Source organism: Vibrio sp. YT-19(2023) (genome assembly GCF_033337395.1).
Genome location: NZ_JAWOQN010000009.1, coordinates 46025 through 65757 on the forward strand (window position 1 = coordinate 46025; position 19733 = coordinate 65757).

At 43.4% G+C, this 19733-nt stretch carries 17 protein-coding genes; 8 read left to right on the forward strand and 9 right to left on the reverse strand.

What is annotated here, in order from left to right; genetic code table 11:
• Positions 1-222: 222 nt before the first annotated feature.
• Both adk and hemH read left to right on the forward strand, forming a co-directional pair.
• Complete coding sequence (adk, locus tag R7E78_RS08660) at positions 223-867, forward strand: adenylate kinase (RefSeq protein ID WP_005382094.1); 645 nt, start codon at positions 223-225, stop codon at positions 865-867.
• A gap of 166 nt (positions 868-1033) precedes the next feature.
• Complete coding sequence (gene hemH, locus R7E78_RS08665; protein ID WP_054575221.1) at positions 1034-1996, forward strand: ferrochelatase; 963 nt, start codon at positions 1034-1036, stop codon at positions 1994-1996.
• A 49-nt stretch (positions 1997-2045) separates the two neighbouring features.
• On the opposite strand, the gene R7E78_RS08670 is transcribed toward hemH, so the two are convergent.
• Positions 2046-3434 (reverse strand): peptide MFS transporter, encoded by a 1389-nt coding sequence (locus tag R7E78_RS08670; protein ID WP_005382097.1) that lies wholly within the window; start codon positions 3432-3434, stop codon positions 2046-2048.
• Between the two features lie 333 nt (positions 3435-3767).
• Here R7E78_RS08670 and rfaH point away from each other — a divergent pair, with 333 nt between their 5' ends.
• Entirely contained in the window at positions 3768-4268 is a 501-nt protein-coding gene (gene rfaH / locus R7E78_RS08675; protein WP_005382098.1) for a transcription/translation regulatory transformer protein RfaH, read from the forward strand.
• A 115-nt stretch (positions 4269-4383) separates the two neighbouring features.
• On the opposite strand, the gene asnB is transcribed toward rfaH, so the two are convergent.
• The 4 genes from asnB to nagA form a co-directional block, all read right to left on the reverse strand.
• Positions 4384-6048 carry an asparagine synthase B gene (gene asnB / locus R7E78_RS08680; RefSeq protein WP_318057848.1) on the reverse strand — a complete coding sequence of 555 codons (1665 nt, stop codon included), beginning with the start codon at positions 6046-6048 and terminating at the stop codon, positions 4384-4386.
• A 230-nt stretch (positions 6049-6278) separates the two neighbouring features.
• Positions 6279-7868: a cation:proton antiporter family protein gene (locus R7E78_RS08685; protein ID WP_318057849.1), complete on the reverse strand. Its 1590-nt coding sequence runs from the start codon at positions 7866-7868 to the stop codon at positions 6279-6281.
• 81 nt (positions 7869-7949) lie between these two features.
• A complete protein-coding gene (nagC, locus tag R7E78_RS08690) occupies positions 7950-9164 on the reverse strand; it encodes a DNA-binding transcriptional regulator NagC (protein ID WP_017634816.1) in 1215 nt (404 codons plus the stop codon).
• 2 nt (positions 9165-9166) lie between these two features.
• Entirely contained in the window at positions 9167-10303 is a 1137-nt protein-coding gene (gene nagA / locus R7E78_RS08695) for an N-acetylglucosamine-6-phosphate deacetylase (RefSeq protein ID WP_005384983.1), read from the reverse strand.
• A 489-nt stretch (positions 10304-10792) separates the two neighbouring features.
• On the opposite strand from nagA, the gene nagE reads away from it, so the two are divergent.
• Entirely contained in the window at positions 10793-12286 is a 1494-nt protein-coding gene (gene nagE / locus R7E78_RS08700; protein ID WP_042523155.1) for an N-acetylglucosamine-specific PTS transporter subunit IIBC, read from the forward strand.
• A gap of 276 nt (positions 12287-12562) precedes the next feature.
• Positions 12563-14233, forward strand: coding sequence for a glutamine--tRNA ligase (glnS, locus tag R7E78_RS08705; RefSeq protein WP_005382124.1), 1671 nt, complete (start codon positions 12563-12565; stop codon positions 14231-14233).
• A 222-nt stretch (positions 14234-14455) separates the two neighbouring features.
• On the opposite strand, the gene fcrX is transcribed toward glnS, so the two are convergent.
• Complete coding sequence (gene fcrX, locus R7E78_RS08710) at positions 14456-14905, reverse strand: ferric iron uptake transcriptional regulator FcrX (RefSeq protein ID WP_005382141.1); 450 nt, start codon at positions 14903-14905, stop codon at positions 14456-14458.
• Positions 14906-15105: 200 nt separating this feature from the next.
• Between fcrX and R7E78_RS08715 the strand changes: the two genes are divergently transcribed.
• The gene (locus R7E78_RS08715) at positions 15106-15609 is read left to right on the forward strand and encodes a DUF4442 domain-containing protein (protein ID WP_005382144.1); all 504 of its coding nucleotides are present in this window, start codon (positions 15106-15108) and stop codon (positions 15607-15609) included.
• 52 nt (positions 15610-15661) lie between these two features.
• On the opposite strand, the gene fldA is transcribed toward R7E78_RS08715, so the two are convergent.
• From fldA to R7E78_RS08730, 3 genes are all read right to left on the reverse strand, one after another.
• Positions 15662-16195, reverse strand: a complete 534-nt coding sequence (gene fldA / locus R7E78_RS08720; RefSeq protein ID WP_005382146.1) for a flavodoxin FldA — start codon at positions 16193-16195, stop codon at positions 15662-15664.
• Positions 16196-16243: 48 nt separating this feature from the next.
• The gene (locus R7E78_RS08725; protein ID WP_005393038.1) at positions 16244-16465 is read right to left on the reverse strand and encodes a DUF2788 domain-containing protein; all 222 of its coding nucleotides are present in this window, start codon (positions 16463-16465) and stop codon (positions 16244-16246) included.
• A gap of 112 nt (positions 16466-16577) precedes the next feature.
• Positions 16578-17345, reverse strand: a complete 768-nt coding sequence (locus R7E78_RS08730; RefSeq protein WP_318057850.1) for an alpha/beta fold hydrolase — start codon at positions 17343-17345, stop codon at positions 16578-16580.
• A gap of 92 nt (positions 17346-17437) precedes the next feature.
• Between R7E78_RS08730 and seqA the strand changes: the two genes are divergently transcribed.
• On the forward strand, positions 17438-17980 hold the full coding sequence (gene seqA / locus R7E78_RS08735) for a replication initiation negative regulator SeqA (protein WP_005382149.1): 543 nt from the start codon (positions 17438-17440) through the stop codon (positions 17978-17980).
• A gap of 91 nt (positions 17981-18071) precedes the next feature.
• The gene (gene pgm, locus R7E78_RS08740) at positions 18072-19718 is read left to right on the forward strand and encodes a phosphoglucomutase (alpha-D-glucose-1,6-bisphosphate-dependent) (protein WP_065274259.1); all 1647 of its coding nucleotides are present in this window, start codon (positions 18072-18074) and stop codon (positions 19716-19718) included.
• Positions 19719-19733 lie beyond the last annotated feature (15 nt).

Genomic DNA, 19733 nt, shown 5'->3' on the forward strand with positions numbered 1-19733 from the left:
GAAAGAGGGTACTGTTAACATTCTTTAGTCTTAATACACTCTTTGCTCAGAGAACCTGTGATAGAATCTGCGACTTGAATGTGAGTAATAAGGCGTGTATTTTTGCTCGCCTATATACGTTATACCGAAACTTATCGTTGCAGGTGCTTCTCAGGTTTGATGTCTAAGAGGTCAGCTATTGTGAGCTTCGGTATAAATCTTAAATATTAAAGAGGATAAATCATGCGCATCATTCTTCTAGGTGCTCCAGGTGCAGGTAAAGGCACACAAGCAAACTTCATCATGGAAAAATACGGTATTCCACAAATCTCTACTGGTGATATGCTTCGTGCTGCTATCAAAGCAGGTACAGAGCTTGGTAAACAAGCTAAAGCTGTTATTGACGCTGGTCAGCTAGTTTCTGATGAAATCATCCTTGGTCTTATCAAAGAGCGTATCGCTCAAGAAGACTGTGCAAACGGTTTCCTACTAGATGGTTTCCCACGTACTATCCCTCAAGCTGACGGCCTAAAAGAAATGGGCGTAGACGTAGACTACGTTATCGAATTTGACGTTGCAGACGATGTGATTGTTGAGCGTATGGCTGGTCGTCGTGCTCACCTTCCTTCTGGTCGTACTTACCACGTGGTTTACAACCCGCCTAAAGTGGAAGGTAAAGATGATGTAACTGGTGAAGATCTTGTTGTTCGTGATGACGACAAAGAAGAAACAGTACGTGCTCGTCTAGGTGTTTACCACGAGCAAACTGCACCGCTAATCAACTACTACGGCAAAGAAGCTGAAGCAGGCAAGACTAAGTACCTTAAGTTTGATGGTACTAAGCAAGTAGCTGAAGTTAGTGCGGATATCGAGAAAGCACTATCTTAATTTGCTGAAGTCAAAAATTTAATATTTTGATATATTGAAAGCGGCCCAAGTGGTCGCTTTTTTAGTTTACTCGTAAACATATATCTAATTAACCTCAGCTCGGCTATTCGTTACTTCGAGGTTACTTAAATATATGAACCAAGCCGTTTACCATGAATAGGATGTTATGAAAGAGAATAATAAACAGGGTGTACTCCTAGTTAACCTGGGAACTCCTGACGCACCAACCGCTCCTGCCGTAAAGCGCTTTTTAAGTCAGTTTCTTCATGATCACCGAGTGGTAGACATGACTCGATGGCTTTGGTGTCCACTATTGCACGGCGTTATCCTTCCTATCCGAGCTCCTAAAGTTGCCAAACTCTATCAATCAGTATGGATGGAAGAGGGCTCGCCGTTGATGGTGTACTCTAAACGCCAAACGGAAAAGTTGGCACAAAAGCTTGATATACCTGTAGAGCTTGGTATGACGTATGGTAACCCAGGTTTACAATCAGGCTTTGAAGCCCTATTGGCGCAAGGCGTTGATGAAGTCATTGTTTTACCTTTGTATCCGCAATACTCGGGCACAACAACGGCAGCGGTTTCTGACGGAATCACTAAAGCATTTAAAAACCTGCCTGTGATGCCAAGCTTTAGCTTTATTCGTGATTATTACAATCACCCGAAATATATTGAAGCGTTAGCGCATTCAGTTCGTGAACATTGGCAAAAGAATGGTCAGGGAGATTACCTGCTGTGTTCTTATCATGGTATTCCAAAACGCTATGCTGACAATGGTGATGTTTACCCACAGCATTGTGAAGAGACGACTCGCTTGCTTGGGGAAGCGTTAGGTTTAAGCGAACAACAAATTGGCATGACGTATCAGTCCCGATTTGGGAGAGAAGAGTGGCTTCAACCTTATACCGATAAGACCCTAGAGGCACTTCCTGCAAAGGGTGTGAAAAATATTAATGTTGTGACCCCCGCATTTTCGTCAGATTGTTTAGAGACGTTGGAAGAGATCTCGGAAGAGTGTAAAGAGATTTTCCTTGAAGCTGGTGGCGAAAACTTTACCTACATCCCTTGTTTGAACGATAGTGAACTTCATATCGAGATGATGGTTGAGTTAGTTCAATCTAAACTTTAGATACAAAAAAGGGTCGCAATAGCGACCCTTTCTACGTTTAGTTGAGCGATCAAGCAACTTGTACTTGCTGCTCTTCTACTTGCTCTGCCGTGCTGTGCGTATTTTCAGCGCCATGCATCCAGCGAACGAGTGTATTAGAGAATAGGAGCAAAATTACGCCACTTACGGTTGCGCTGACCGCAATACCACTAAAGATAGCCATAGCGCCTAACTCGCCTACGTGAGAGCCCACATAGCCCGCAACATAGTTAGCAATCGCATTACAGCCAAACCATGCACCCATCATAAGTGAAGCTAAGCGAAGCGGTGCTAATTTAGTCACCAATGAAAGACCAATTGGTGATAAACACAGCTCGCCTAATGTGTGGAAGAAGAAAGCGCCGACCAACCATAACATCGATGTTTTTACTGTTGTATCTCCACCTTGTTCTAGCACTGCGCCAACCATACAAAGGAAACCAATCGCCAAGAAAAATAGTGCCATCGCAAATTTCACTGGCGAAGTAGGTTCACGTTTACCCAATTTTACCCAAAGGACAGCCAGAACTGGCGCTAGAGTAATAATGAAAAATGGGTTTAGTGATTGGAACCACGCAGCAGGAACTTCGAAACCACCAATCATGCGATCAGTATATTGTTGAGTGTAGATGTTCATCAGACCACCAGCTTGTTCAAAGCCTGCCCAGAAGACAATAGTGAATAAGCTCATGACCAGAATTACTTTTAGTCGATTCACTTCTTCTTTGGTGAGTGGCTGCTTCGTGGTGGCGTTTTTGTTGTTTAGATCTCGTTTCGCCGCTGGTTCGCGACCAATATCACCAAGCCATGATTGAGCCAGTACCATTTGCATCACTAGGCTAACCAGCATACCCACACCAGCGGCAACAAAGCCAGCTTTCCAACCGTAAGAGGTTGTCACAGAGCCAGAAACGACGCCGGCAAGTAATGCACCTAAGTTGATACCCATATAAAAGATAGTGAATGCGCCGTCACGACGGTTGTCACCTTCTTGATAAAGGTCGCCAACCATGGTTGAGATATTTGGCTTAAAGAGACCGTTACCAGTGATAAGTAGGCCAAGACCTAAATAGAAACTGTGTAGCGAACCAATACCTAAAGCATCAGCAGGAAGTGCAAGAGTAAACTGGCCGATGGCCATTAACGCGCCACCAAGCAAAATTGAGCGACGTTGACCTAAATAGTTATCTGCTAGGTAACCACCGATAAGAGGCGTGATATACACAAGCCCTGTGTATATGCCGTATAGGTCTAATGCGTCTTTGGTTGACCAGCCAAGGCCGCCATTCATTGTTGTATCAGTAAGGTAAAGCACGAGAATGGCACGCATTGCGTAGTAAGAAAAGCGTTCCCACAGTTCTGTACCGAACAATAAGAAAAGGCCACGTGGATGACCAAAATATTGATGTTGGTTTGACATAAGCTCTTCTAATAATAGTTATTACATTTTTTAACGACTTCTACGTATACAATGCAATTCAACGAGTGACAAATAATAAAATTTTGCCATTCAACTATTTTTGTTTGTTAAGTGGCTGTTTTTGATTGGATTTGCAGATTATATGATGGTGTATTGGTTGTGTTACAAACTTAATTTCCATTTTTGCCTATGGACTTCTTTATCGTAAGTTGCTGAAAAATGTCGTTAATGCGAGCGATGTATAATCATACTTTTATAGATAAACTGAATATCAATGACTCAACTTTGGCTTAATGCTAGGATAAAAACAAAATAGAATTGGCTAGTAAAAAGATGAAACGTTGGTATCTACTTTATTGTAAACGTGGGGAGCAGGTTAGGGCGAAACAACACCTTGAAAATCAAGGTGTAGAGTGCTTTTATCCAACTGTAGAAGTTGAGAAGATTTTGCGCGGTAAAAGACAAAAAGTCGAGGAACCGCTGTTTCCTTGTTACGTATTCGCTTACTTTGATTATGAGCAAGGGCCAAACTTCACCTCAGTCCGCTCTACTCGAGGTGTTGTTGACTTTGTGCGTTTTGGTGCTCAACCGAAAGAAGTTCAAGGTGACTTGGTCTTCGAATTGATGCAGCTAGAAAAGTGTTGTAATGACAATACCGTTTCTGAATGTATGCCAAAACCAGGCGATCAAATTAGAGTTAAAAGCGGTCAATTTGCGGGCATAGATGCCATCTTCCAAGAACAAGATGGTGAGAAACGCTCAATTATGCTAGTTCAGATGATCACCAAGCGTGTGCCTGTCAGCATAGACAATAGTGATTTAGATTTAAAATAGCCTAATTCCATCAAACATAAAAAGAGGTGCAAAAGCACCTCTTTTTGATCGTATCTAATTTTCTGTCTGTTTTAAAAGGATTGGACGAACCGACCCTTATCTTTATCGTAGAGAATTAGTATGAGTCGTTGTGAACGGTCTGTACTGCACGACCTGATGGGTCAACACAGTTTTGGAACGATTCATCCCATTCAATCGCCTTCGCTGAAGAACACGCTACTGAAGGGCCTCCTGGTACACACTCTGCTGCTGATGGAAGTGGGAATAACTCTTCAAAGATTTCACGGTACACGTAGCCTTCTTTTGTCGTTGGCGTGTTGTATGGGAATCGATATTGAGCAGTTTCCATCTGCTGGTCTGTCACTTTCTGTTCTGCTACTTCTTTCAGCGTATCGATCCAGCTGTAGCCAACGCCATCAGAAAACTGCTCTTTTTGACGCCATGCGATCGATTCTGGCAGGTAGTGCTCGAAGCACTCACGAAGGATGTGTTTCTCCATTTTACCGTTGCCACACATCTTGTCTGCTGGGTTCAAGCGCATTGCTACATCAATGAACTCTTTATCTAGGAAAGGTACGCGTCCTTCAACTCCCCATGCTGCCAGCGACTTGTTAGCACGAGCACAGTCGAACATGTTCAGAGCAAGCAGTTTACGCACTGTCTCCTCGTGGAACTCTTTCGCGTTTGGCGCTTTGTGGAAGTAAAGGTAGCCACCAAAGATTTCGTCAGCGCCCTCACCAGACAATACCATCTTGATACCCATCGCTTTGATCTTACGACCCATTAAGAACATAGGTGTTGATGCGCGGATAGTCGTCACGTCATACGTTTCAATGTGGTAAATCACGTCACGAATCGCGTCCAAACCTTCTTGAATCGTGTACGTCATTTCGTGGTGAACGGTACCAATTTGGTCGGCAACTTCGCGAGCTGCTTTCAGGTCAGGCGCGCCTTCTAGGCCAACAGCAAAAGAGTGCAGTTGAGGCCACCAAGCTTCAGACTTTTCATCATCTTCAATACGCATCGCTGCAAAGCGTTTTGCTACCGCAGATGTAATAGAAGAATCTAGACCGCCTGAAAGAAGTACACCGTAAGGCACGTCAGTCATTAGTTGGCGTTTAACAGCCGCTTCTAGCGCTTCAGTCAATTCTTCTTTGCTAGTGCTGTTACCTTGTACTGCTGCGTACTCGTTCCAGTCACGAACATAGTAACGTGTTGGCTCAGTATCTTTAGAGCTGTAGTAGCTACCAGGAGGGAATTCACTTACTGTTTTACATACTGGAACAAGAGCCTTCATCTCTGATGCCACATAGTAGTTACCATGCTCATCGTGACCTTGATAAAGAGGGATAATACCAATATGGTCACGGCCGACTAAATACTCATCTTTTTCTTCGTCGTAGAGCACAAAAGCGAAAATACCGTTTAGTTCTTCAAGGAGATCTGCACCCATATCTTGGTAAAGTGCAAGAATGACTTCACAGTCTGAATCGGTTTGAAATTCGTACTTTCCTTCGTAACGAGCACGAATTTCTTTATGGTTGTAGATTTCACCATTGACGGCAAGGGTGAGCTTCTTATCAGGGCTGTATAGCGGCTGTGCACCACTATTTAGACCAACAATCGCCAAGCGCTCGTGCGCTAAAATAGCACGCTCTGAAGAGTAAATCCCAGACCAGTCTGGGCCACGGTGACGAAGTTTTTTCGACATCTCTAATGCGATAGGGCGCAATGCGGCTGCATCGCTTTTAATGTCTAAAATGCCAAATACTGAACACATACTACATCCTTACTAAACTAAACAATTTCTAATCGGTATGGTTTAAATTTGCCATTACTAATAAAAAAAGCAACGTTTTGTGATTAAAAAAATGATAAAAGGCCTTGTTGTATGGAAAATATTTAACTCAACCGTTGTTTTGGTGAATGAGATCAAGGTTTGGTATAAAAACTATACAAAAAAGGCTTTCTATCAATAGAAAGCCTTCCGAAAAATATCAGTGCTGTTGCTTATTTAATTGGTGTGAATTTAGGTTGAAGTTGTTTACAGACGTGTCGAGCAAAACCGCTACCAGCTTCACTATAAATATTGAATGCTGCGTCAACGCCATTTTCAAGTAAGCCTTCCAATTGATCTGGGTATTCGGCGATAGCGGCAATTTGCCCCTTATATTTTCTGCGTTTAAGCTGCTCAAGTGCTGTTTGGTTACCTTGATGATGTGGCATTGCAAGCAGAACCAGTTTTACATGACCTGTATCTAAAATTCGCTCCCAGAAATCCGGGTCGGTGGCATCACCAGAAATCACATTTCTTCCTTCTGAACGATGATGATGTGCAGCGTCTTCACGAATTTCTATACCCAATGAAATTTTGCCATAGCGTGAACGTAGCTCATCATAAGCGCCCGTTCCAATACGCCCCATACCTAAGATCAATACTTGGGCATGACCTGGGTTGATGAGTTGGTCGCGTTGATTGAGCTTTTCTACCGCTGTCTCTTGCAGCCACTTACCTGAATGTTGATAAATTTTATGGCTAAGGCGGTTAAGTGGCGCGGAAATTACAAAGGATACCGACACCGCAACCGCAATCGCAGCAAGCATATCACTTGGCATCCAGCCCATTTTATAGGCCAACCCAGCAACAATAAGACCAAACTCACTGTAGTTAAATAGTGATAAAGAGGCGAGCAAAGAGGTACGTACTCGAAACTTAAAATGATTAATAGTGACGAAGTACAAGAGTCCTTTGATTGGTAGCAGTAAGATAAATAGCAGGGCGAGAACGATGCCATTCACGCTCAATGAGGCGGATAAACCAATGTTCAAAAAGAAGCAGACTAAAAAGAGCTCCTTCATATTGAATAATGACTTGGATAGTTCTGAGGCTTTTGGGTGACCTGCGAGTAGCATGCCTAAAATTAGCGCGCCCAAGTCTGGTTTCATCCCGACCAACTCGAATAGCCCAGCACCGACAACAAGCGCGAAGAAAATACCGAATAGCACCAGCATTTCGCCGTGGCCAACTTTATCGAGCAGCTTATAGAATAGGGGACGAAGGAAAGGCAGTGCGAACAAACCGATGGCATACCATTCTGGGACTTTTCCGGTTGAAGCAGTCAGGAATACTACGGCAAAAATATCTTGCATAACCAAGATACCGATCGCGAGTGTGCCGTAGGTCGCGTTCATTTCGCCTTTTTCTTGCAATGCTTTTACGGCAAAAACGGTACTAGAGAACGATAGTGCAAAAGCTAAAAGCAGGATTTGGCTGCCGTCCATACTGGCTAGCGAAGTCAAGCCCAGTAGTTTTAAGCCGGATAACGCTAGGGCAAAAAAAGCGGTAGAGAGTATGTTGTGGGCGGTTGCCCCTCCCCATATTTCTTTGGACAGCAGGGTTTTTACATCGAGTTTGAGTCCAATAGTAAACAGAAGAAGAGTAACACCAAGATCTGCGAGAGTGACAATAACGTCATTGCTTTGGTAACCAAATGCATGCAAGCCAAATCCAGCTAGTAGAAAACCAACGAGGGGAGGGAGGCTGCATTTAAGCGCAATAAAACCAGCTAAAAAAGCGGCTGTAATTAGAATAATTTCCATACTGTTGAGCTGTATTCCTGATATACGAAAACGGGCTGTGAAAACACAGCCCGAGATTGTAACTCAATTGGTTGTATAAACTTAGTCTTCCAGTAACTTTTGTAACAAAACTCCGTTTAGCATAGCGCGTTTAATCATCGCAAATGCGCCCATCGTTGGCTGCTTATCAATGTGAGAAGCCACGATAGGGAGGTCGTTATGGAAAGTTTTAAGAGATTGATTCTCTACGTTGCGTTGAATTGCAGGGAAAACAATATCTTGTGCTGCAGTAATATCGCCAGCAATTACAATTTTCTGTGGATTAAATAAGTTAACCGTAATCGCAATCGCTTTACCTAGCTGGTTGCCCACTCGCACTAAACTCTGTTTCGCAAGTTCATCACCATTCATTGCGTGCTGACATACCGATTCAATTGTGATGTTTTCAAGGTCGGTTAAGCTTGATTCGTATCCTTGAGTAATCAGTTGCTTCACTCGTTGAATAATCGCTGGGTTTGCAGCTACGGTTTCTAAACAGCCAAAGTTTCCACATTGGCATTGCTCACCAAGCGGGTCGATTTGGATATGACCAATTTCACCGACGTTGCGGTTAAAACCAAGAAAAACCTGGCCGTTAACGATAATACCTGCGCCAGTACCGCGGTGGACGCTAACCAAAATAGAATCCTGGCAGTCTTGGCTTGCTCCAAAGTAGTGCTCAGCCAACGCCATGCCACGTACGTCGTTGCCAACAAAGCATGCTGTATTAAACTTCTCTCCAACAATTTCACCGAGAGCAAGATTATCGATATCGGTATTAGGCATGTATTCGACCACGCCAGTTGTTGGGTTAACAAGGCCCGGTAAAGTGATGCCGATAGCGATGAGTTGATCAATTTTGTCTTCGCAACGGCTTACGAAATCTTTTAATAAATCGATAAGTCCTGCGATTAAGTCTGCTTGGTTAGTGTAGTGCAGTTCATGCTGATCTTCTGCCAGCGCGGTACCACCTAAATCGTATAAACTGAACTGTACGTAATCTCGACCTAAGCGAACGGCAATCGAATGAAAAGGTTTGACTTCAGTAGTCAAAGAGATCGCACGACGACCACCAGTTGAAGCTTGTTGGGCGACCTCCTTAATAAGGCCGCGCTCTAAAAGTTGGCGGGTTATTTTGGTAACACTAGCAGGCGCGAGCTGACTCACGTCCGCGACTTGAATACGGGAGATAGGACCTTGCTGATCAATCAGCCTATATACCGCAGCGCTGTTAAGCTGTTTTACTAAATCTACATTACCAATCTGTCCGCCATTCATGCTTAATTTTGCTCGTATTGTCCGTTAACAACCGTCGCTTTTACTTTAAAGTCACGATCGAAAATAGTCAGGTTTGCAACCATCCCTTTTCGAACTCGGCCAAGGCGATCCTCAACACCAATTGCTGTTGCTGGGTATAACGTGGCCATTCGTAGAGCTTCGTCTAAAGCGATCCCCGCGTGCTCAACTGAATTCTGAACTGCTTCAATCATTGTCAAAGCTGAGCCGCCTAGCGTGCCATTTTCATCAACACACTTACCATCTCGGTAATATACTTTCTTACCGACAAAAATAAAGTGATCAATGTTAGCACCTGCTGGAGCTGTGGCATCCGTCACCAAAACAAGCTTTTCACCTTTGATTTTATGAGCAATTCGGATGTTTGCGTAGTCGACGTGAAAACCATCAGCAATAATGCCAGCATATACGTCAGGAGTATCGTAAATTGCACCAACAACTCCTGGCTCACGACCAACCATTGGTGTCATTGCATTAAAGAGGTGTGTAGCAAAAGTAATGCCTGCTTCAAAGCTTTTACGTGCTTCGGCGTAGGTTGCATTTGTGTGGCCAATTGAAACCACGATGCCAGCAGCCTTTAATCGCGCAATATGCTCTGGGTCGTTATGCTCAGGTGCTAGTGTTACTTTCGCTACGATATCGGCGTTTGCGCAGATAAGGTCGATCATGCTTTCGTCTGATGGGCGAATAAAATCGACGTTATGGATGCCTTTTTTCGCGACGTTAAGGTAAGGACCTTCGAGGTGTAAACCAAGCGATTGATTTTGATACTTGTTGTGGTACTCACGAGCTGCGGCAATTGCAGTTCGCATATCTTCATCAGATGACGTAATGAGTGTTGGCAGGAAGCTAGTACAGCCAGATTTGAGGTTTGCCTGGTGCATGATTTGCATGGTTTCAGGGGTAATTGCATCGTTTAGCATTACACCGCCACAACCGTTCAACTGCAGATCGATAAAGCCTGGACTTAGATTAGCGCCTGCAAGGTCTTTTACTTCGATGCTTTGAGGTAGCTCAGAAACCGGCACAATAGATTGAATAAGATCGTTTTCGATGATGACCGCATGATCGGTAAGAACATCACTACCGGTATAAATTTTACAGTTACTTAGCGCGTACATAGTTAGCTAGTCCTTATAGATGAGAATTCAATTTCTATATCGTTATCTAAGTAGAGACTGCTTCAGTCATATGGGTACTTAGTTTGTATCACTGAATTAGATAACGAGTCACATACAGCAAGTCGCGTTTTATCGATGTTATTGTCATAGTAACTAACTGAAAAGTAATAATTGTATGGTTTTTTATGATTCTTTTTCAGAGCAAAGTTACAGTGATTTACCCGCCTAGATACCAAAATAACACTGATTCTGCCTTGCATAAAGTGCGAGAATATTATCTTTAAAACACCATTTTTTCGTATAATAAAATAAGTTTTATGATCTCGCCAGCAAAAACCTTCCGAAAGGGCAAATTGTGGTGATTATGATCACAAACGGTGAGCTTTTAATTTGCGGAGCAAAATTAATATCATAAACTTAGGATGACTAAATTGGACGGCTGAAATAAGTCATTCAACATAACATCTAATCCTATAGGGGGAACTTAAGGTGAACATTCTCGGATACTTCCAGAAGGTGGGTAAGGCGCTTATGGTGCCGGTTGCCACACTTCCTGCAGCAGCAATACTCATGGGTATTGGCTACTGGATCGACCCAAATGGCTGGGGCGCAAACAGTGCACTTGCTGCATTTCTTATTAAAGCTGGTGCAGCGATCATTGACAATATGTCAGTATTGTTCGCTGTTGGTGTTGCTTACGGAATGTCTAAAGACAAAGATGGCGCCGCTGCACTTTCAGGTTTCGTGGGCTTCTTAGTTGTCACAACGCTTTTGGCCCCTGGTGCAGTATCACAAATTCAAGGCATTGACCCAAGTGAAGTACCTGCTGCATTTGGTAAAATCAATAACCAGTTCGTCGGTATCTTGGTTGGTATTGTTTCTGCTGAGTTGTACAACCGTTTTTCTCACGTAGAGCTGCACAAAGCACTGGCGTTTTTCTCTGGCAAGCGTCTTGTACCGATCCTAACGTCTTTTGCTGGTATCGTTATTGCGTTCATCCTGATGTACGTTTGGCCATCAGTTTACGGCGGTCTGGTCAGTTTTGGTGAAAGCATTCAAGGTATGGGTGAAGCAGGTGCAGGTGTTTACGCATTCTTCAACCGTCTTCTAATTCCTGTTGGTCTGCACCATGCACTAAACTCAGTGTTCTGGTTTGATGTTGCTGGTATTAATGACATTCCAAACTTCCTTGGCGGTGCGAAATCATTAGCTGAAGGCACGGCAACGGTAGGTGTTACGGGGATGTACCAAGCGGGCTTCTTCCCAATCATGATGTTTGGTTTACCAGGTGCTGCTCTAGCGATGTACCATACTGCGAAATCAAAGAATAAAGAGAAAGTGGCATCTATCATGATTGCAGCTGCGTTTGCTTCATTCTTTACAGGTGTAACAGAACCACTTGAATTTGCATTCATGTTCCTTGCTCCAGGACTGTACGTTCTTCACGCAGCGCTGACTGGTCTATCAGTTTATATCGCGGCATCAATGCAGTGGATTGCAGGTTTCGGTTTCTCTGCTGGTTTAGTCGACTTAGTATTGTCGACTCGTAACCCGCTAGCGGTAAATTGGTACATGCTCATTGTACAAGGTCTTGGTTTCTTTGCGGTTTACTACTTCGTGTTCCGTACCGTGATTGTTAAGTTTGGCCTTAAAACACCGGGACGTGAAGATGATGAAGAAGCTTCATCTAACGTGGCTGGATCAAGCAATTCTTCAGAGCTTGCTCGTCAGTACTTGAAAGCACTTGGCGGTCATGACAACCTAAGTTCTATCGATGCCTGTATTACTCGTTTGCGCCTTTCTGTGAAAGATATGAGCATTATCAATGAGAAAACTCTGAAAGATCTTGGAGCTATGGGAGTTGTGAAGCTAGGTACAAACAACCTACAAGTTATCCTTGGTCCACTAGCAGAGATTGTTGCTGGTGAGATGAAGAATGTATCTAAAGATGAAGACTTAAGTGGTGTTCAGTTACCAGCTTAACTGTTTAATAGTGGTGCGATTGTTTGTTATTGGTATTGCAAACAATTGATACTACAACATCGCAAAAGGCCTCCGCAGGAGGCCTTTTTTCGTTTAGGCCCTTTGAATCTGCTTTGCTTTCACGCCAACTCGATAAATATTGTCGTTTTAGAGCGAGTTCTTGTTGTCTAATTGCTTAGAATTGTGGATCATTAGGAACAATGTACTCTGTGAAACCATACTTGGATACAGGGTTCCGTTTTCTCTGACAATACTAATATTTTTGAGGTGCTATAGATGAGTGAAGCTGATGCTCGTCCATCAAACTTTATTCGCCAGATCATTGATAAAGATCTAGCGGATGGTAAACACACTAGCGTGCATACTCGATTCCCGCCGGAGCCAAATGGCTACCTGCATATCGGTCATGCTAAGTCTATCTGTTTGAACTTCGGTATTGCTCAGGACTACCAGGGTCAATGTAATCTGCGTTTCGACGATACAAACCCTGAAAAAGAAGACATCGAATACGTTGAGTCTATCAAGAAAGATGTAAACTGGTTGGGCTTTGAGTGGAGTGGTGAAGTATGTTACTCATCAAACTACTTCGATAAGCTTTACGAATATGCAATTGAATTGATTAACAAAGGCTTAGCGTACGTAGATGAGCTAAGTCCAGAGCAAATTCGTGAATACCGCGGCACACTAAAGGCGCCAGGTAAACCAAGTCCATACCGTGACCGTTCTGTTGAAGAGAACTTGGCGTTGTTTGAAAAAATGCGCGCTGGTGAATTTGAAGAAGGTAAAGCGTGTCTTCGTGCTAAAATCGACATGGGTTCTTCATTCATGGTCATGCGCGATCCAGTTTTATACCGTGTGCGTTTTGCTACGCACCACCAAACTGGTGATAAGTGGTGCATTTACCCAATGTACGACTTTACGCACTGTATTTCTGATGCATTAGAAGGCATTACGCACTCTATTTGTACGCTTGAATTCATGGATAACCGTCGTCTGTACGATTGGGTTCTAGACAACATCACGATCGAAAGCCGTCCACATCAATACGAGTTCAGTCGTTTAAACCTTGAATACACAGTGATGTCTAAGCGTAAGCTTAACCAGCTAGTTACTGAAAAACTGGTTAATGGTTGGGATGATCCACGTATGCCGACTGTCTCAGGTCTGCGTCGTCGTGGCTTCACACCTGCATCTATTCGTGAGTTTTGTAAGCGTATTGGTGTAACGAAGCAAGAAAATATGATCGAGTTTAGTTCATTAGAATCTTGTATTCGTGATGACCTAAACGAGAACGCTCCGCGTGCAATGGCTGTACTGGATCCTGTTAAAGTTGTTATCGAAAACTTTGAAGCAGGCGCAGTAGAAAACTTGACAGTTGCCAACCACCCAAATAAACCTGAAATGGGCGTGCGTGAAGTGCCATTCACGCGTGAATTGTGGATTGAGCGTGAAGACTTCCGTGAAGAAGCGAACAAAAAGTACAAGCGTTTAGTGCTAGGTAAAGAAGTTCGTTTACGTGGTGCTTACGTGATCAAAGCTGAGCGCGTTGAAAAAGATGCAGAAGGCAACATCACAACGATCTTCTGTTCTTACGATGCAGATACGCTAGGTAAAAACCCAGCAGATGGTCGTAAAGTGAAAGGCGTTATTCATTGGGTGTCAGCTGATAAAGCTCTTCCAGCGGAAATTCGTCTGTACGATCGTTTATTTACGGTGCCAAACCCAGGCGCAGCGGAAGATTTTGCTTCTACTATCAACCCTGAATCATTAGTTGTGATCAATGGCTTCGTCGAGCCTAGCCTAGCTTCTGCAGAAGCAGAAAAAGGTTACCAGTTTGAACGTATGGGTTACTTCTGTGCAGACTCTAAAGACTCTTCAGCAGATAATCTAGTATTCAACCGCACGGTTGGTCTACGTGATACCTGGGCAAAAATTGAGAATCAATAATCTCAATTAATGCTGAGAACGATGAAAAAATGCCAGCAAACGCTGGCATTTTTTATACCTAATCCCACAGAGTGCTATATAGATGTGCAAAACTGTGGAGAAAAAAGATGGGTGTTTAGTAGCTTTTGTTCTGTAACCAAAGTACTGACGTCTAAGGTACTGACTTCTAGAAACAAAAAACGCCAGCATGTGCTGACGTTTACTTTTTAAATTAACAAACCCTTATTTTTTCGGTTTGTGTGCATCTGGATTGTCTTTACAACCACCATCGCTACACTTGCCGTACAAGTATAAGCTGTGGTTTGTTAGTGTGACATTGTACTTAGCTGCAATCTCTTTTTGACGTTCTTCAATAAGATCGTCAGAAAATTCAATTACCTCACCACAGTCTAGGCACACTAGGTGGTCGTGGTGATGTTGAGTCGATAATTCGAAGACTGACTTTCCACCTTCAAAGTGGTGACGAGTTACAATACCAGCATCGTCGAACTGGTTTAGAACTCGGTAAACAGTTGCTAGGCCAATTTCTTCACCTAGATCAATCAACTTTTTGTACAAATCTTCAGCACTGATGTGCTGGCAGTCTGGCTGCTGAAGTACTTCTAGAATTTTTAGCCTCGGAAGGGTTACTTTTAAACCCGCATCCTTCAGCGCCTGATTATTATCTGACATATACTTTCCCGTTGGATCATCTGCAGCGATTTAACAGAATTCAATCTTCCTACCATTATAGGATAAGCGTTCGGAACATTAAACCACGAACTTCAAAGGGTTAATAGAATCTTTTTGTAAATTAGAAACAGGTCCATTATATTACAGCTCTGACCAGTTACAATTGTGTAACATTAAGCTTGGAGAGGGCAGGGATAGCGATGAATAGGCGACTAGCGAAGATATACAAACCAGGAATTGTAAAGTTCGCACTCAATATTTGGCCTCCTTTTTGGGGGGCGGGTATTAAAATCTTACATATTTCTCAAGACTTCCGTACTGTAAAGGTACGTTTAAAGCTTCGCTGGTGGAATAAAAATGCCAATCGCACCCAATATGGCGGCAGTATTTTCTCTTTAACTGATCCTATTTACTCGTTGATGCTGATGGGGATTCTACGAGAGGAATATTATGTGTGGGATAAAGAGGCAAGCATTAACTTTATTAAGCCGGGGCAAAGTGATTTGTTTGCAGAATTTGAGGTCACTGAAGGGATGCTGGAAAACATTTATCAAATGACACGGAATGGAGAAAAGTGCTTTCCTGAGTTTATTACTCATGTAAAAGATAAACAGGGGAATGTGGTTTCAGAGGTTCAACGCAAGCTTTATGTAAGAAAGAAACCTCAGTATCGCGAAGAGGAAGTACTTACCGATGCTGTGTGACAATACATACAAAAAGACCTCCAAGTGGAGGTCTTTGCATCATTCAATTTGATTAGCCTTCTAGCTCAGCTAAACACATCTCTTCATAGATCTGTTTAACCCAGCTTTCAACACGCTCGTCAGTCAATTCTGGTTGGCGGTCTTCATCAATACATAGACCTACGAATTGGCTTTCGTCACCTTCAACAAGTGCTTTAGACGCTTCAAATTCGTAGCCTTCTGTCGAGGTATGGCCAAGAATTGTGCCGCCTTTAGATTCAACGATATCACGGACTGTGCCCATCGCGTCACAGAAGTATTCTGCGTAGTCTTCTTGGTCGCCACAGCCAAAGATAGCCACTAGCTTAGTAGAGAAGTCGATTTGCTCAAGTTCAGGGAAGAAGTCATCCCAATCACATTGTGCTTCGCCGTAGTACCAAGTTGGGATACCTAGAAGAAGAAGATCGAAGTTATCAATGTCTTCTTTGCTGCTTTTCGCGATGTCTTGAACGTGAACTAGATGTTTACCTAGTTGCTTTTGAATCATCTTTGCAACGGCTTCAGTATTACCTGTGTCGCTACCGAAGAAGATACCTACACTTGCCATAGAGTCTATACCTTTACATTGTTTGTTATTGGCGATACTACTAAGGGTTTAACCTAACCCTGAGCCTTCCCAAGTTAGCTGAATTACACCTTTTGCAATAAAGCCAGCACAGCCTAGGAAAAGGACTAACCACACAATACGACGACCAAAAACAGGTACATTGCCTTGCTTTAGCACATCTTTTATCGCCATCCCGATGAAAAAAAAGATAGCAGCAAAAAGAAGATCGAGCCCAATAGACTCGAGCATATCCATATAGTCGTAAAGCATTTTAGCCCTTCATGCCGAAAAATCTTGGGCGCACTATACCACTGTTAAACGGTAAAGTTAATGCACTACAAGAAGGGTTATTTCAATAATCTAGTGTTGCTTTTCGAATTTGTTAACTCGAAATGTATTTTCGAATGACTCTCATTACTTCTGTCGGTTTCTCGGCGTGTAACCAGTGACCAGTGCCAGCGATAATGTGTGCTTTAGCATGGTTAAATTGTCGCTTCACTGCCGGCTGATGTTCTGGCATTAAGTAGTCAGAGTCGCCGCCTTTGATAAATAAAGTTGGGATATCTGTTGGTGTGATTTCTTGCCAGCCAATAATTTGGTCATAATTCTCAAAAAGGCTCGGTACGTTAAACCGCCAATCCATCTTATCGCCATTTTTGTACAGTGATTTAGAGAGAAATTGTCTTACACCATCGAGTTCAATATGTTGAGCTAGGATATCCATGGCTTGCTGTCGATTTGCTGGTTTTTCATTAATAACAGCATGTAAGCCGTTAAAAACATTATCGTGACGGTTCGTAGTGTAGGCTACAGGCGCCATGTCGAGAACGACTAACTGCTTGACTACATTTGGAGCAATGTCCACAAAAGCCATCGCGACTTTTCCGCCCATGGAGTGACCAATAACAATAGATGGCTCAACGTTTAAGTGCTGAAGGAGCTGAGCCACATCTTTTGCCATATCGGTATAGTTATGGACTTCGGAGTGGAAAGAGAGGCCGTGATTTCTCAGATCAATACTGATCACCGTGTGATCTTTAATAAGATCGCGGGCGAGTAGACCCAGATTACTTAAACTACCAAACAATCCGTGAATCAAAACAACTGTTTGGCCTTGGCCTTCCTGCTTATAGTTGAGTAATGCTGACATTTTATCTTATTCGTGATGGGTTTAACGTGGAGTATCCGCGTGGATCTCGTTATAATCCCCCAGAGTTTAAACATTGAGAATGTGAAAAGCGAATGAAAACAATTGAGGTTGATGAGGATCTATACCGTTATATAGCTAGTCAAACTAAGCATATCGGTGAAAGCGCCTCGGATATTTTGCGACGCCTTTTAAACCTTGATGGTCAGTTGCAGGAAGCTAAAGCCGCGCCTGTAGTAGAGAAGCCACAAGGGATTGTAGTAAGTAAAGATGCGGGTAAAACGGAATCTGTTGATGTAGTGAAAGAAATGCGTTCGCTGCTTATTTCTGATGAGTTTGCCGGTCTAAAAAAAGCGATTGATCGCTTTATGTTGGTATTATCGACCTTACATAAATTGAATCCAGAAGGTTTCGCCCAGGCTACGAATGTAAAAGGACGCAAACGCGTGTACTTTGCAGATAATGAAGAAACCTTGCTAGCAAACGGTAATACGACCAAGCCAAAAGCCATTCCTGGCACACCGTTTTGGGTTATCACGAATAACAATACAAGTCGTAAAAGACAGATGGTTGAACAAGTTATGGCACACATGGGGTTCCAACCTGACTTAATAGAAAAAGTAACAGGTTCAATCTAGAAACCTGATAGAAGCCTCATAATGCGTCGCAGTGAGCGGATATTATGAGGCTTTTTTAATTTTATTTGTATTGAAAGAAAGGATGTCAAACATGGCTATGCACCCTCGTGCTGGGCAAAAAGCGCAGCAGGAAGATCTTCACAATATCCCAGCACTCGTCGCTAACTACTTCTTACTTCAACCAGACGCGGCAAACGCAGAACACAAAGTTCAATTTGGTACTTCTGGCCACCGCGGTACTGCAGACAAGCACACTTTTAACGAAAACCACATTTTAGCGATCGCTCAAGCGGTAGCAGAAGTTCGTGCTGAGCAAGGCACAACTGGCCCGTTGTTTGTGGGTAAAGACACGCATGCGCTATCTGAGCCTGCTTTCTCAAGTGTGATTGAAGTACTGATTGCAAACGGTGTGAAAGTGATTGTCCAACAAGACAACGGTTACACGCCAACACCGGGTATTTCACACGCGATTCTGACTTACAACATCAAACACGATGAAAAAGCAGACGGTATCGTTATTACCCCATCACATAACCCACCACAAGACGGCGGTATCAAATACAATCCGACACATGGTGGTCCTGCAGAAGCTGAGTTGACTCAAGCTATCGAAGATCGTGCGAACGAATTGATTGCTGGAGGTTTACAAGGTGTTAAACGCCTACCACTAGCAGAAGCAAAAGCATCGGATCTGTTTGTAGAGATGGACTTGGTGAAGCCATACATCGATGACCTGGTGAACGTTATTGATATGGAAGCAATCCAAAAAGCGAACCTGAAGATTGGTGTAGATCCATTGGGTGGCAGCGGTATCGATTACTGGCGTCAAATTGGTCAGGCATACAACCTAGACCTAACGCTAGTAAGTGAATCGATCGATCCTTCTTTCCAATTCATGTCGCTAGATAAAGACGGCGTTGTGCGTATGGACTGTTCTTCTCCTTACGCAATGGCGGGTCTATTGGCACTGAAAGACGAATACGATTTAGCATTTGGTAACGATCCTGACTACGACCGTCACGGTATCGTTACGCCAAAAGGTTTGATGAACCCGAACCACTTCTTAGCCGTTTGTATTGACTACTTGTACCGTCATCGTGACGCGTGGGGTAAAGATGTCGCTGTTGGTAAAACACTAGTTTCAAGTGCGCTGATTGACCGTGTTGTTGCGGATCTAGGTCGTGAGCTATGTGAAGTGCCTGTTGGTTTCAAATGGTTTGTAGACGGTCTGTACACTGGTAAGTTTGGTTTCGGCGGCGAAGAAAGTGCTGGTGCGTCTTTCCTTCGTAAAGATGGCACGCCTTGGTCAACAGACAAAGATGGCATCTTGCTATGCCTTCTAGCAGCAGAGATCACTGCGGTAACGGGTAAGAACCCACAAGATTACTATGAAGAGCTAGCGGCGAAGCACGGTGAGTCGAAGTACAACCGTATTCAAGCTGTAGCAAATGGCCCACAAAAAGACGTATTGAAGAAGTTGTCACCAGAAATGGTTGCGGCTGAAACTCTAGCAGGTGATGAGATCACTGCTCGTCTAACGCATGCACCAGGCAATGGTGCTGCGATTGGTGGCCTTAAAGTAACGACAGCTAACGGTTGGTTCGCTGCTCGTCCATCAGGCACAGAGGACATCTACAAGATTTACTGTGAAAGCTTCAAAGGTGAAGAGCACCTAAAACAAATCGAAGCAGAAGCACAAGAGATCGTTAATCAAGTGTTTGCAGCCGCTGGTTTGTAAAACATCCAATGGTCA